Raw genomic sequence first — 13,365 nt, 5'->3', positions numbered from 1 at the left:
TATTTAACCTTTTCGAATCTTAATATCTGGAGATGAGTTGATATCTCCATCTTCGGTGACAACAGCGATCAAGCTATCACACGTTAATACCGCAATATTATGCCCGTTTTCGTTGCGTATAAACGCAAGTTCGTAACCGAACTTTCCTAAACTACTCGCTGAAAATTTTTGCGCCAAGGTCAATTTTTTCCATAAAACAGATTGCTCAGGTGGCTCCTTTCGTCTTTCGAGTAATAGATTTCTTTCAAGTTCCATGCTCATACAACATCCTTAAACGGCTTTACGGGTCTAAAAAAAGTATAGTGGATAATTAGAATTACAGTTAATTAAAAATAACGCTTAACGAGAAAGCACAACAAAAGCAACGGCATACTGAACTTCATCGGACAAACTTATATGCCAGCTGCTGGCATTCATTTGCTGTGCTCGCTCAAGTGCCCTGTCACTTAAATTTAATATAGGTTGGCCACTATTAAGCGAGGTAATAGAAAAATGCTGAAAAGATACACCTTCAGCAATACCTGTACCTAGTGCTTTCGCTGCCGCTTCTTTACCGGCCCAACGCTTAGCTAAATAAGGGATAGGAAACTTGATATTACTATAATGTTGATACTCAGCATCTGTGAGCACACGGCGAGCTAATTTAGCTCGCACCACATCACTCATTTTTTCTAAACGGGTAATATCAACAATATCGGTGCCAATACCAAGAACAGACATTAAGCTCTAGCTTCTAACATTAATCGTTTCATATCACGTACGGCTTTCTCCATACCATCAATAGCAGCACGAGCAATAATGGCGTGACCAATATTTAATTCAATTATTTCTTCAATGGCGGCAATAGGTTTAACATTAAAATAATGTAAGCCATGGCCAGCATTCACTTTTAAGCCTTGGCTGCTAGCATATTTTACCCCTTCGGTAATACGCGCTAACTCTTGTTGTTGCTCATGTTCATTTACAGCATCGGCATAATGGCCGGTATGAATTTCGATATAGGTTGCTTTTGAACTAACCGCTGCATCAATTTGTGCTTTATCAGCATCAATAAATAAACTAGTTTCAACCCCTTGTGCAGCCAATTTAGCAACAGCATCACTGATACGGGCTAAATTACCAATAACATCTAAACCACCTTCCGTTGTTAGCTCTTCACGTTTTTCAGGAACTAAACAGCAAAAAGCCGGCTTTACTTCACAAGCTATGGCCACCATTTCATCGGTTACTGCCATTTCAAAGTTCATGCGTGTTTTTAACGTTTCTTTTAACACATAAATATCTCGGTCTTGAATATGGCGGCGGTCTTCTCTTAAATGTACGGTAATACCATCAGCACCAGCATGTTCGGCAACTGCAGCAGCATGAACAGGATCAGGGTAATTAGTACCACGCGCTTGTCTTAGTGTAGCAATATGGTCAACATTCACACCCAGCAGAATATCTTTCATTTAGTTTTGTCTCTTCGTTTATTTTTTAGTAAATAGCTTGCGAGAATTTAATGGTTTATTACCTAATAAAGGTGCCATTATTTGCCGCATTAATAACTTAAAGCTGTATAAGGTTTTGTCATCAGCAAAATTTTGCTCAGCAATTGCCAGTAAGTGATGTTTATCATAACAAGGTTGTGGCAATTTGTTGATAGCGGGAATAAAACCATGCTCAGCAATATAATAAAAATGCGATGCTGCGCTCATATAAAGCTCGTCAAAGTCGATAGTTTGGCCTAACTCTTCTAACAATACCATTTCAAAATTTCTTAAAACAATTTCGATGGTATGCTGTTCATTTAAAGCCAGCAAGCTTTGCTGATACTGCTGATACAAGGCTGGGCATGGAATAAGCTCCCCTAATAAACGCACCATTAATTCATTTAAATAAAAGCCGCTGTACAAATAATTACCTTGAAAAGCATAAGACTTACCGACGGCTTCTACTAAGGTTAAATGTTTAAGAGAACGCTGACCTTTATAACTAATATTAAGGGGTAAAAAAGGTTGTAATAGTGCTTTTTTGCTAGATTTAACACTATTACCAGAAAAGGTAATAGCAGAGACTTTACCATCATGTTCGGTGATAAAGTCGAGCAATAGCTGATTTTCTTTATATGGCCGAGAATGTAATAAAAAAGCAGATTGAGTATTGGTTAACATGGCTTTGGTCAGTGATGTTAAAAACTATTCTATCCGTTGAATAGTAGAAAACAGCTTACATTATGATGAATAATCATCACCATAACCTAAAGAACGTAAAGCACGTTCATCATCCGCCCAGCCTTGTTTTACCTTCACCCAGGTTTCAAGAAAAACTTTTTGGCCAAATAAGGCTTCCATATCGCGCCTTGCTTCTTGGCCGATAGTTTTCATTTTTTCGCCTTTGTTACCAATAATCATACGTTTTTGGCTATTACGCTCAACTAAAACTAAGGCATTAATGTGTAAAATACCTTTATCGTCTTGTTTAAACTGTTCTATTTCAACCGTGGTTGAATAAGGCAATTCTTCGCCGGTAAAGCGCATTAATTTTTCACGAATAATTTCTGAGGCCATAAAACGACTTGAACGATCGGTAATGTAATCTTCCGGAAACCAAAATTCACTTTCCGGTAAATGCGCAAAACAAATTGCTTGTATTTTATCGAGATTTTCACCTTTTTTAGCTGAAATTGGCACGATTTCTTTAAAGTCATATTGGCTAGCTAATTTTTGTAAATGCGGTAATAGCTCTTCTTTATCTTGAACATTGTCGGTTTTATTGACCACTAAAATACAAGGTGCGCCTGACTGCTTTATTTTTGTTAGTACTAATTCGTCATCCGTCGTCCAGTGAGTACCTTCAACCAAAAATAACACCAATTCAACTTCAACAATCGAGCTACTGGCCGCACGATTCATTAAACGGTTAATGGCGCGTTTTTCTTCGTTGTGTAAACCAGGGGTGTCAACAAGTACCGCTTGATTATTTTCTTCGGTTAAAATACCTAAAATACGGTGACGAGTGGTTTGTGGTTTACGTGAGGTAATACTGACTTTTTGCCCTAATAAGGCATTTAAAAGCGTTGATTTACCAACATTCGGTCGACCGACAATAGCGATCAAACCACAATGCTGGTTTTCAGTTGGTAATGCGTTATTTGCCATTATCTATTTTATCCAAAACTTGTTGTGCCGCGGCCTGTTCAGCTTTACGTCGACTGGTTGCTTTTGTTAGTACCGTTTCATTCAGTACTTCAGTGTCACAGCTTACGGTAAACATTTGATTATGTGACTTACCTTGAATATCAATCACTTCATAAACAGGTAATGGAATTTTTTTGCCTTGTAGGTATTCTTGTAAACGTGTTTTAGGATCTTTATGTACACCTGGCTTTATTACCGCTAAATGCACAGAAAACCATGACAAAATTAACGCTTTGCAAGTATCAAGATCCGAATCTAAATATACCGCACCAATAATGGCTTCAATGGCATCTTCTAAAATGGACTCACGTTTATGACCGCCACTTTTTAACTCGCCAGGGCCTAAGACTAAAAACTCACCTAAACCGAAGTCAGTAGCAAGTTTGGCTAAAGTAACGCCTTTTACCAAACTCGAACGCATGCGCGTTAAATCACCTTCACAATGTTTAGGAAACTTATCATAAAGCGCTTCCGCAATAACAAAGCCTAAAATTGAATCACCAAGAAACTCAAGGCGTTCGTTATGCTCGCCTTTAGCACTACGATGAGTAACCGCCTGAATTAATAAATTCTTATTTTTAAAAGTATAGCCAATTTTACTGACAAGTTTATTGTAAGCTATTGGGTTAGTTTTGATATTCAATCAATAGCACCTATACGAGAAAAACGAACACCGGTTGGGATCCAAGTTGGTAAGAAGTCTTGTTCGGTATTTTCAAAATCAAAACTCATCCAAATAGCTACCGCTTCACCCACTAAGTTTTCTTCCGGTACGAAGCCCCAAAAACGACCATCTAAACTGTTATCACGGTTGTCACCCATCACAAAATAATGCCCTGCTGGTACCACATATTCATCAATGGCCGTGCCTGATTGCTGACATAAACGATCACCTGCATGCATACAAAAACTCTTTGCTTGTTGCTGGGCTGGAATACTCAAATCAATCAAAATGTCATGACTTTTGTTTGGCATCTTCGAGGTATAACGATATAAATCATCACCGCCCGATTTATATTCACCTTTATTAACAAATTCCGTGATCACTTTTTCAAGTTTAGGACAAGTTTCATCTGTTGTTTGACAAGCCGGTTTAATATAGATCGATTTATCACGATAAATAATGCGATCACCCGGTAAGCCGATAACACGTTTAATGTAGTCAATTTGGGGATTTAGTGGGTATTTAAATACCACTACATCGCCTCGCTCAGGCAAACCATTTTCATAAAACTTATGGCGAGCCACTGGATCACGTAAACCGTAGTTAAATTTATTTACTAAAATAAAGTCACCATCAAGTAAGGTTGGCATCATTGAGCCAGATGGTATTTGAAACGGTTCCCATAAAAATGATCGTAAAATAAGGACAAAAGCAATCACCGGAAATATTTGTACTGAGGTATCAACTAAGTTTGATGGCTCAACAATTTTATTAACGGCATCAGCGGGTAATTCACCCTCACATTGCGCTTTAGCTTCTGCTAATTTTAGCTGCCGTTGTGGCGCTAAATAAAACTTATTGGCTAACCAAACAATGCCCGTAACTACCGTAATGATCACCAAAAAAATTGAAAAATAAACAGCCATATTATTCCCGTATTCGTCCTAATTATTTGTCTAGTTTTAACACTGATAAAAACGCTTCTTGAGGTATTTCTACATTACCTACTTGTTTCATGCGCTTTTTACCGTCTTTTTGTTTCTGGAGAAGTTTTTTCTTACGAGAAATATCACCACCGTAACATTTTGCCGTTACGTTTTTACGAAGTTGTTTCACGGTTGTACGGGCAATAACGTTATTGCCAATTGCCGCTTGAATCGCAATATCAAACATTTGACGATGAATAAGCTCTTTTAGTTTTTCAACTAACATTCGACCACGAGAGATAGAATGAGAACGATGGGTGATCATTGCTAACGCATCAACACGATCACCATTGATCATCACGTCAACACGAACCATGTCTGCCGCTTCAAATCGCACAAAGTGATAATCGAGAGAGGCATAACCACGACTCGTAGATTTTAATTTATCAAAGAAATCCATCACCACTTCAGCCATCGGTAATTCATAAGTAACCGCAACTTGTTTACCATGGTAAATAATATCTTTTTGCACACCACGTTTTTCAATACATAAAGTAATAACATTACCTAAATGCTCTTGCGGCACTAAAATATTCGCTTGTACAATCGGCTCACGAATTTCGTCAATATTATTAATTGGCGGTAAATCACTTGGGTTATCAATTGAAATTACTTCACCATTGGTACAAGCAATTTCATAGTTAACCGTTGGCGCTGTGGTAATTAAATCAAGATTGTATTCACGTTCTAAACGTTCTTGCACAATTTCCATATGCAACATGCCAAGGAAACCAATACGGAAACCAAAGCCTAAAGCTGAAGAGTTCTCTGGTTCAAAAAGTAATGAGGCATCGTTTAAGCTTAATTTATTAAGGGCATCACGAAAGTTCTCATACTCTTCTGAACTAACAGGGAAAATACCCGCATACACTTGCGGTTGAACTTTTTTAAAGCCAGGGAGTGGCGCTGCCGCTTCTTTTTTCGAAATAGTGATGGTGTCACCAACTGGCGCGCCATGAATTTCTTTAATACCCGCAATAACAAAACCAACTTCACCCGTTCGTAAAATGCCGGTATCTTTTTGTTTCGGGGTGAAAATACCAACTTTATCAATGAGGTGAGTTTGTCCTGTCGACATCACCACCATTTTGTCGCCTTTTTTAATTTCACCGTTCATTACACGAACCAGTGACACAACCCCTTGGTAATTATCAAACCATGAGTCGATAATTAATGCTTGTAAATTAGCATCTCGTTCACCAACAGGAGGTGGAATATTAGCAACAATTGTTTCCAAAACATCTTCTATGCCTAAGCCGGTTTTAGCTGAACAGGTCACAGCATCAGTGGCATCAATACCAATAATGTCTTCTATTTCTTCCGCAACTCTTTCTGGATCAGCTTGTGGTAAATCTATTTTATTTAAAATAGGAATAACTTCTAAATCCATTTCTATCGCCGTATAACAGTTAGCAACCGTTTGCGCTTCAACGCCTTGTCCTGCATCAACCACTAATAACGCCCCTTCACAAGACGCTAATGAACGTGATACTTCATAAGAAAAATCAACATGGCCTGGCGTGTCGATAAAGTTAAGCTGATAAGTTTCACCATCTTTAGCAATATAATCTAACGTTACACTCTGTGCTTTAATAGTAATGCCACGTTCGCGTTCAATGTCCATTGAGTCAAGCACTTGCGCTGCCATTTCACGCGCTTGTAGACCACCACAATGTTGAATTAAACGATCAGACAAAGTCGATTTACCGTGATCAATGTGAGCAATAATAGAGAAATTTCGAATATGTTTCATAGATAGAGAATTAACAGTTTACGGCTAAAAAATAGGTTGGCGAGATTTTAGCGAATTTACGGCGTGCAAGCTATCTTTAGTTGGGATCAGGAGGGTATTTCAACAATATTAATTGTTTCAACTTGTTTTCTCAGTAATTTCGGCGCTAAGTTTTCTTGTTCCGTTAACCGATTCTGTAAATATTTAGCGTATTTAAATCCGCTAAAAGCGCCTAAAACACCAAAAATTATCGTTAATAACTCATGAGTAAGCGCAAAATAATGGCTGATATATTGCCCTAAACCGGCACAAAAGAGTAAACCGAGCAGCGGCATAAAATAGACTTGCCAAGCACTTTTTAATAATTGATGTTCAGGAATACCTAAAACCACCGGATCACCAATTGTCAGGTTTAAATGGTTTTCAAGTTTAACGGTTAGTTTACGATGAGGGATAGCTTTTGCTACTTGGCCACTACCACAGTTATCGACTTGCTGACATGAGCTACAAGTCGATTTTACTTGGCTTTCAACAATAATTTTATCATTGTCGATTGCAATAACGGTGGCATTTTCTTCAATCATAATGGGGTCTGTTTATCTTTGTTTAATAATTCAGTTTAATAATTCAGCTGAGAGATAAAATCGGTTAATCAAGGCCGAAATTATCTCGTTTAGTCATCTAAACCAATAGTTTTAACGCCCAGTAAAGCGATTTTAGCCTCAGCCCTCAGTGCATAGTGCATAGTGCATAGTACATAGTGCAATGGCTATTTTGTGCGCTAGCGGCATTAGAATTTCACTCATTTGGAACAACCAAACAAAGTTCACTCTGCTTTACTATCACTTAAAATAGCCTATTGCTGAAAGTATAAACAAAAATCAACAGACCCTGTGACTGATTACGGTGTAACTTTAAAAATTAATGAACTGGCAATTTTTTGTGCCGTACTCGCTGGAATTTTACCAACAACACTCACTTCAATGCCATTAATCACTTCATTAAAAGCGATTGTTGCGCCGTCTTGAGCAAAACCTGATGGCCGGTTTTCATCTTGGCTTGGACTAACATAAACAGAAAAATCCACTAAACCGTCGCTAAACATTTTAAATTCAGTCGGCTGTTTGGTATGCATGATCCTATGCGTATTAGCGTTAATTTCGACAAAACCTTCTGGCAACCACGATAGCCCCCAAGCATGATCTTGCTTTTGTACCAAATCAGGTAAATCAATCACCGTTGGCAAATCCGTTAATTCGATTTGCTGCAATGATGGATTAATGGTTTCATCTAACTCAAGATGAGTAAATTGAATTTGTTCTAATACCTGACCATTATCGTTAATAACCGCCAATTTTAACAGCAAGCCAGAATCTTTATCTAACCAAACCCAATGTCCATAACGAAAAGGATCTTTAGGAATAATACGAATAAACTGAGCCACTCGCCCTAAAATCCGACTACGACCGGCAGAAACCAAATCATAATTTTTTATTAGCTTTTCAGTATTACCTGAAAATATTTCAGGGATTGGGCTCGCAATAAACGCACTATTAACTGAATAAGGTTCAATACCTGATTCCAAATAACTGACAATATTATTACGACGCACCACATCACGATGAGGACCATTTAAAATTGATAACACTTCAACTTCCGCGTTATCTTCATTGATGCCATGCGACCAATGATACGGTTCCGCATTGTTATTCTTAACAACAACAAAGGAAGTAGTGAAATTTAAAGAACGAAGGGATTGGGATAGCTTTTCAAGCGAAGTATAGGCTTGATCATTTTCCACCGCTGCTGATAAAAAACTGCTCAGCAGCAATGGTATTAAAAAGAGGGATCTCATTGAGTATTATTTTCTACCTGTGTCTCAGATTGCTCAGCTTGAACAGTAATTTGTTTTAACTTTAACTGCTGCTGATGATCAGCTAATAATGCTTGAAAACGACGCTGTTGTTCCATATATGCTTGACGTTTCGCTTCTTGTGACGGCTTTTGTGAGACATTTAAACTCACCGGATCCGCGGTACCAAACACAGGCATAGTTTGCACAACTTGGTTAGGAATGATTTGCTCTGTTTGCGCCACATTCTGTTGGACACCAACAATCATTAAGGTAGCCGCAGAAGCCGCGATAGCAACTTGACCAAAAGGTTTTGCTAACTTAATTACCGTGGCTTTAACTTGTTGAGTTACCGTTTTACGCTGTGGTGCTAACACGGTAGGCTCAGCCGCAATAGCGGAAGCAATATTTAAGGATATATCAAGATCGATAGTGCTTGGGGCATCATCACGAAGTACATCACCAATTAAATGGTAACGGCTCCAAGTATCAGACATTTGCTCATCATTACTTACGTCAATAAGCTCTTTATCATCCAATTGATAATTATCAACCAATGAAGATACTGTCTCAAACTTACTTTCTGTCATATAGGTACCTTATTAATAACCTTTTTACTTATTAACATTAACGATTAATGTTGTAATAAAGGTTTAATTTGTTTATCTATTGCATCTCGTGCGCGAAATATTCGCGAACGCACTGTCCCAACGGGGCAATCCATTATTTCAGCTATTTCTTCATAACTTAGGCCATCTAGTTCTCGAAGGTTTATTGCTGTCCGTAAATCTTCAGGTAACTTTTCAATGGTTCTAAATATAACGGTTTTAATTTCTTCTGTTAATAACAGCTTTTCTGGTGATGCATTGACTCTTAAAGCTTCACCACCATCATAATTCTCTACGTCTTCAACATCAAGATCTGAACTACTTGGTTTACGATTATTTGCCACTAAATGATTTTTAGCGCAGTTAACCGCAATCCTAAATAACCAGGTATAAAACGCACTATCACCACGAAAATTAGGTAATGCTCGATAAGCTTTAATAAACGCCTCTTGCACTACATCTGATACATCGCTATGGTTTTTAATATATCGGCTAACTAAGTTCGCAACACGTTGCTGGTATTTAGTTACTAATAAATTAAATGCGTTTTTATCTCCTTTCTGTACACGTTCAACCAGGGCCTGATCGATCTTTTGTTCGCTCATCTGAGCCTAATCCTCTAAACAACTACAACACTTTTCGACACTCGGCTCATATCGAACACAACAAGTAAGACTACAGTAGTCAAAAAAAGTTCTAAATAAATTTGATTTTTATAAAAATTATTATCAAATGCGCTAAATACTATTCGTATTGAATAATAAACGGTAAAATATCTGCTTATAGTACCTGAACTTACCGAAGATATGAAACAACAACACAATTGCGACGTATTAATTATTGGCAGTGGCGCAGCTGGTTTAACTTTAGCTTTAAAATTAGCACAACATGCCGACGTGGTTGTGTTAAGCAAAGGGCCGGTGAGTGAAGGTTCAACCTATTACGCACAAGGTGGTGTTGCTGCCGTGTTTGATGAAAACGACAGTATTGATTCACATGTAGCTGACACCTTAATTGCTGGTGCAGGACTGTGTGAAGAAGATAGTGTCCGCTTTACCGCAGAAAACGCAAAAGCTTGCTTAGAGTGGTTAATTGACCAAGGCGTAAATTTTGACCAAGAAAATGCCGATAATGGAGAAACACGTTATCATTTAACTCGTGAAGGTGGCCATAGTCACCGCCGGATCCTTCATGCGGCAGATGCTACAGGTCAATCAATTCAAACCACCTTAGTTGAACGGGTGAGAAAACATCGACGCATTCGAATTTTTGAACGCTATAACGCCATCGACTTAATTACCGATAAAGCCAAAAAAAGCTGTATTGGCGCTTATATTTGGAATCGTAATTCCGAAAAAGTTGAAAACATTCACGCGAAAAAAATAATTCTAGCAACTGGCGGTTCCAGTAAAGTTTATCAATATACATCAAATCCAGATATTGCCAGTGGTGATGGTATTGCCATGGCTTGGCGCGCGGGCTGCCGAGTAGCTAATATGGAGTTTAACCAATTTCATCCTACTTGTTTATTTCATCCGCAAGCGAGAACCTTTTTATTAACTGAAGCGTTACGTGGTGAAGGCGCTTTATTAAGGCGACCTGACGGCAGCCGCTTCATGCCAGAATTTGACGAAAGAGCCGAATTAGCTCCGCGCGATATTGTCGCACGCGCAATAGATTATGAAATGAAACGTCTTGGTGCTGATTGTATGTACCTTGATATCACCCATAAATCACCAGAATTTATCAAGCAACATTTCCCAACGATTTACGAAAAAACAAAATCTTTGGGTATTGATATGACCACAGAACCATTACCAATAGTCCCCGCAGCCCATTATACCTGTGGCGGGGTGATGATTGATAAAAATGGTCAAACCGATATCGCTAATTTATATGCCATTGGTGAAGTATCATATACTGGCTTACATGGCGCTAATCGTCTTGCCAGCAATTCATTATTGGAATGTTTAGTCTTTGCCAAATCTGCCGCTGAGCATATCACTAAAACCCTTGATATTAAGCAGAAATATATTCAACTTCCGAAATGGGATGAAAGCCGCGTAACAGATTCAGACGAAGAAGTTATTATTCAACATAACTGGCACGAATTACGTTTATTTATGTGGGATTATGTTGGCATTGTCAGAACAACAAAACGTTTACAACGGGCATTACACCGTGTTGAACTATTACAACGCGAAATTGACGAGTATTATCAAAATTTCCGAGTTAGTAATAATTTATTAGAACTAAGAAACTTAGTGCAAGTAGCCGAATTGATTATTCATAGCGCCTTAAAGCGTAAAGAAAGCCGAGGCTTACATTACACGTTAGATTATCCTAACTTATTAGAAAATGCCGAAATCACTATTCTTTCACCACAAACGTTAAAAGCAGAAAGAAACAGTAACATTACATTAAGAGAAATGTAGTTTTACGATGAGCGCTTATTGCTTAACATCAAGCGCTTGTTTTTCGTTTTTATTTTTTAAAATAACTCGGCATAAACGGGCATAGTCTTGTTTGTTCATGCTGTCTTTAAAAATAAAACGTCGCTTCTGGATTTTAGGCTCAAGCACCTTTTGTGTTAACGGGTCGATTTTTTCTAAGGTTAAATAACAACCCCAAAAGCTCAATTTACTCGCTTTGGTTAGTAGCCAAATATCATCAAGGCCAAATTGACAATAACCGGATAAATCGAGAGTAAAATATTCAGGACTTGTTTGAGTGCCGACCCCTAATGTTAACTCGCTCAGAAGAAAAATTAGCAAACCAAACAAGAATACGGCTACAACAAGATAAAAAAATGCTAGTTGAAAAATAAGCGATAAACTATAACTCAGCACAAACACTAACATTAAACATTGGCAGAATAACCAAATACGGGCATGTGCTGAGGAATTTAAGCTGAGTTTATACTTTGACTCGGTTGAGTATAAGTTGGACCATGTCATTTAATTCGGCATCCTTGCATTCTTGATGTCCCATAAACCAAGCAAACAAATCAGGGTCATCACCTTCTAACAAACGTTCAAAGGTTAACTTTTGGTTTTCTGATAACTGATCATAAGCTTCATCAACAAAAGGTAAAAACAGCACATCTAATTCCAACATACCCCGACGACAAGCCCATCTTAATCTAGCTTTATTATTTAATAACGACATCAGCAACCTTTTAAAAATTTTTTATAAAACAACGCTACCCATTATTGTAGCAATTTAGCTAAGAAAAACGCACTAAAAGCTTGAGTTTTTCTTATTTGCCCTCAATTCTAATAACAACATTAATAAATAGTCATTCTGTCTAACTATGAGCAAAATTCACACTGATTTACCCGCACTATCATCATTACCTTCAGCTTTTGCTATTGAACTTGATAATTACAGTGCTATTTCTTTAACTGGCGATGAACAAAGTAAGTATTTACAAGGGCAAGTAACTTGCGACGTGAATAGTATTGATAACGCTAAATTGCTAACCGGCGCTCATTGTAATGCCAAAGGTAAAGTGTTTTCAGTATTCCGACTATTTAATTACCAAAACAGTCATTTATTATTTCAACCTAAAAGTACCTTAGCCGCATCTTTAGCAGAGCTTAAAAAATTTGGCGTTTTTGCTAAAGTAGATATTGAGCAAGCAAGCCATTTATCGTTTTATATTATTGCCGGTAAAGACGTTACCAGCAGCATTCAACAATATTTTGCACAATTACCCGATAGCCTTAACCCGATAGTATCAAAAGGTGATGCTCAAATTATTTATTTAGCCGGCCAAATGGAACACTATTTATTTATTGCTCCTACCATTAACGCAAATAAATTAATTGAAAGCTCAGGATTACCGGTTTATACCAATAAGGTTTGGCAACTATTAGAAATTGCCGAAGGCTTTCCTGCCATGAGCGAAGTTGCCGTCGATCAGTACGTACCTCAAATGCTCAACTTACAAGCTATTCACGGTATTAGTTTTACTAAAGGTTGTTACTTAGGCCAAGAAACCGTGGCTAGAATGCAATACCTAGGTAAAAACAAACGGGCTTTATATTATTTAACCGGTAATGCCAGTGACAATATTGAAGCAGGTAGTATTATTGAAATGCAACTTGGTGAAAATTGGCGAAAAGCCGGTGATGTCATCACAAGTTATTGTGACGATAATGGCCAAGTTTCGTTGCAAGCGGTACTTGCAAGTGACATGAGCTCTGATACCCTATTACGTATTAAAGGTGACGAGCAATCAAAATTAGTGATTGCACAATTACCTTACAGCATTAAAGATGCTTAAAAATTCAAGTGTTTAGTTTCAGCTGAGACAATATGTTGAACAAAAAGCACTAAAAA

Annotated in this window: 16 protein-coding genes; 2 read left to right on the top strand and 14 right to left on the bottom strand. The window is 37.8% G+C overall.

What is annotated here, in order from left to right; translation table 11 throughout:
* Positions 1-3 precede the first annotated feature (3 nt).
* From ACSLUO_RS06295 to rpoE, 12 genes are all read right to left on the bottom strand, one after another.
* On the bottom strand, positions 4-261 hold the full coding sequence (locus ACSLUO_RS06295; RefSeq protein ID WP_448247175.1) for a hypothetical protein: 258 nt from the start codon (positions 259-261) through the stop codon (positions 4-6).
* Positions 262-339: 78 nt separating this feature from the next.
* Positions 340-720, bottom strand: a complete 381-nt coding sequence (gene acpS / locus ACSLUO_RS06290; protein ID WP_448247173.1) for a holo-ACP synthase — start codon at positions 718-720, stop codon at positions 340-342.
* Positions 720-1,451, bottom strand: a complete 732-nt coding sequence (gene pdxJ / locus ACSLUO_RS06285; RefSeq protein WP_448247171.1) for a pyridoxine 5'-phosphate synthase — start codon at positions 1,449-1,451, stop codon at positions 720-722. The genes acpS and pdxJ overlap by 1 nt, the downstream gene beginning before the upstream one ends.
* An 18-nt stretch (positions 1,452-1,469) precedes the next feature.
* Positions 1,470-2,153: a DNA repair protein RecO gene (gene recO / locus ACSLUO_RS06280; protein WP_448247169.1), complete on the bottom strand. Its 684-nt coding sequence runs from the start codon at positions 2,151-2,153 to the stop codon at positions 1,470-1,472.
* A 60-nt stretch (positions 2,154-2,213) separates the two neighbouring features.
* On the bottom strand, positions 2,214-3,140 hold the full coding sequence (era, locus tag ACSLUO_RS06275) for a GTPase Era (RefSeq protein WP_448247167.1): 927 nt from the start codon (positions 3,138-3,140) through the stop codon (positions 2,214-2,216).
* Entirely contained in the window at positions 3,130-3,816 is a 687-nt protein-coding gene (rnc, locus tag ACSLUO_RS06270) for a ribonuclease III (protein WP_448247524.1), read from the bottom strand. The genes era and rnc overlap by 11 nt, the downstream gene beginning before the upstream one ends.
* Before the next feature lie 2 nt (positions 3,817-3,818).
* A complete protein-coding gene (lepB, locus tag ACSLUO_RS06265) occupies positions 3,819-4,769 on the bottom strand; it encodes a signal peptidase I (RefSeq protein ID WP_448247165.1) in 951 nt (316 codons plus the stop codon).
* Between the two features lie 22 nt (positions 4,770-4,791).
* The gene (gene lepA / locus ACSLUO_RS06260) at positions 4,792-6,582 is read right to left on the bottom strand and encodes a translation elongation factor 4 (protein ID WP_448247163.1); all 1,791 of its coding nucleotides are present in this window, start codon (positions 6,580-6,582) and stop codon (positions 4,792-4,794) included.
* 86 nt (positions 6,583-6,668) lie between these two features.
* Complete coding sequence (locus ACSLUO_RS06255) at positions 6,669-7,145, bottom strand: SoxR reducing system RseC family protein (RefSeq protein ID WP_448247161.1); 477 nt, start codon at positions 7,143-7,145, stop codon at positions 6,669-6,671.
* A 317-nt stretch (positions 7,146-7,462) separates the two neighbouring features.
* Positions 7,463-8,362 carry a MucB/RseB family sigma factor regulatory protein gene (locus ACSLUO_RS06250; RefSeq protein ID WP_448247159.1) on the bottom strand — a complete coding sequence of 300 codons (900 nt, stop codon included), beginning with the start codon at positions 8,360-8,362 and terminating at the stop codon, positions 7,463-7,465.
* Between the two features lie 50 nt (positions 8,363-8,412).
* A complete protein-coding gene (locus ACSLUO_RS06245) occupies positions 8,413-9,003 on the bottom strand; it encodes a sigma-E factor negative regulatory protein (RefSeq protein WP_448247157.1) in 591 nt (196 codons plus the stop codon).
* A 44-nt stretch (positions 9,004-9,047) separates the two neighbouring features.
* Positions 9,048-9,626 (bottom strand): RNA polymerase sigma factor RpoE, encoded by a 579-nt coding sequence (rpoE, locus tag ACSLUO_RS06240; RefSeq protein WP_448247155.1) that lies wholly within the window; start codon positions 9,624-9,626, stop codon positions 9,048-9,050.
* A gap of 201 nt (positions 9,627-9,827) precedes the next feature.
* Here rpoE and nadB point away from each other — a divergent pair, with 201 nt between their 5' ends.
* A complete protein-coding gene (gene nadB, locus ACSLUO_RS06235; RefSeq protein WP_448247154.1) occupies positions 9,828-11,456 on the top strand; it encodes an L-aspartate oxidase in 1,629 nt (542 codons plus the stop codon).
* Positions 11,457-11,471: 15 nt separating this feature from the next.
* Here nadB and ACSLUO_RS06230 read toward each other — a convergent pair whose 3' ends face one another.
* Together ACSLUO_RS06230 and ACSLUO_RS06225 are read right to left on the bottom strand one after the other, a co-directional pair.
* The gene (locus ACSLUO_RS06230) at positions 11,472-11,978 is read right to left on the bottom strand and encodes a protein YgfX (protein WP_448247152.1); all 507 of its coding nucleotides are present in this window, start codon (positions 11,976-11,978) and stop codon (positions 11,472-11,474) included.
* Positions 11,938-12,189 carry an FAD assembly factor SdhE gene (locus ACSLUO_RS06225; RefSeq protein WP_448247148.1) on the bottom strand — a complete coding sequence of 84 codons (252 nt, stop codon included), beginning with the start codon at positions 12,187-12,189 and terminating at the stop codon, positions 11,938-11,940. Before ACSLUO_RS06225 ends, ACSLUO_RS06230 begins: the two co-directional genes overlap by 41 nt.
* Before the next feature lie 145 nt (positions 12,190-12,334).
* Between ACSLUO_RS06225 and ygfZ the strand changes: the two genes are divergently transcribed.
* Positions 12,335-13,309 (top strand): tRNA-modifying protein YgfZ, encoded by a 975-nt coding sequence (ygfZ, locus tag ACSLUO_RS06220; RefSeq protein WP_448247147.1) that lies wholly within the window; start codon positions 12,335-12,337, stop codon positions 13,307-13,309.
* Positions 13,310-13,365: the final 56 nt, after the last annotated feature.

The sequence above is a fragment of the Thalassotalea agariperforans genome (genome assembly GCF_053470345.1).
This window is presented reverse-complemented; position numbering and strand designations above follow the sequence as displayed.

Coding starts and splice junctions, on each gene's coding strand:
- ACSLUO_RS06295 (WP_448247175.1), bottom strand. CDS start 261: ATGAGCATGGAACTTGAAAGAAATCTATTACTCGAAAGACGAAAGGAG.
- acpS (WP_448247173.1), bottom strand. CDS start 720: ATGTCTGTTCTTGGTATTGGCACCGATATTGTTGATATTACCCGTTTA.
- pdxJ (WP_448247171.1), bottom strand. CDS start 1,451: ATGAAAGATATTCTGCTGGGTGTGAATGTTGACCATATTGCTACACTA.
- recO (WP_448247169.1), bottom strand. CDS start 2,153: ATGTTAACCAATACTCAATCTGCTTTTTTATTACATTCTCGGCCATAT.
- era (WP_448247167.1), bottom strand. CDS start 3,140: ATGGCAAATAACGCATTACCAACTGAAAACCAGCATTGTGGTTTGATC.
- lepB (WP_448247165.1), bottom strand. CDS start 4,769: ATGGCTGTTTATTTTTCAATTTTTTTGGTGATCATTACGGTAGTTACG.
- lepA (WP_448247163.1), bottom strand. CDS start 6,582: ATGAAACATATTCGAAATTTCTCTATTATTGCTCACATTGATCACGGT.
- ACSLUO_RS06255 (WP_448247161.1), bottom strand. CDS start 7,145: ATGATTGAAGAAAATGCCACCGTTATTGCAATCGACAATGATAAAATT.
- ACSLUO_RS06245 (WP_448247157.1), bottom strand. CDS start 9,003: ATGACAGAAAGTAAGTTTGAGACAGTATCTTCATTGGTTGATAATTAT.
- rpoE (WP_448247155.1), bottom strand. CDS start 9,626: ATGAGCGAACAAAAGATCGATCAGGCCCTGGTTGAACGTGTACAGAAA.
- nadB (WP_448247154.1), top strand. CDS start 9,828: ATGAAACAACAACACAATTGCGACGTATTAATTATTGGCAGTGGCGCA.
- ACSLUO_RS06230 (WP_448247152.1), bottom strand. CDS start 11,978: ATGACATGGTCCAACTTATACTCAACCGAGTCAAAGTATAAACTCAGC.
- ACSLUO_RS06225 (WP_448247148.1), bottom strand. CDS start 12,189: ATGTCGTTATTAAATAATAAAGCTAGATTAAGATGGGCTTGTCGTCGG.
- ygfZ (WP_448247147.1), top strand. CDS start 12,335: ATGAGCAAAATTCACACTGATTTACCCGCACTATCATCATTACCTTCA.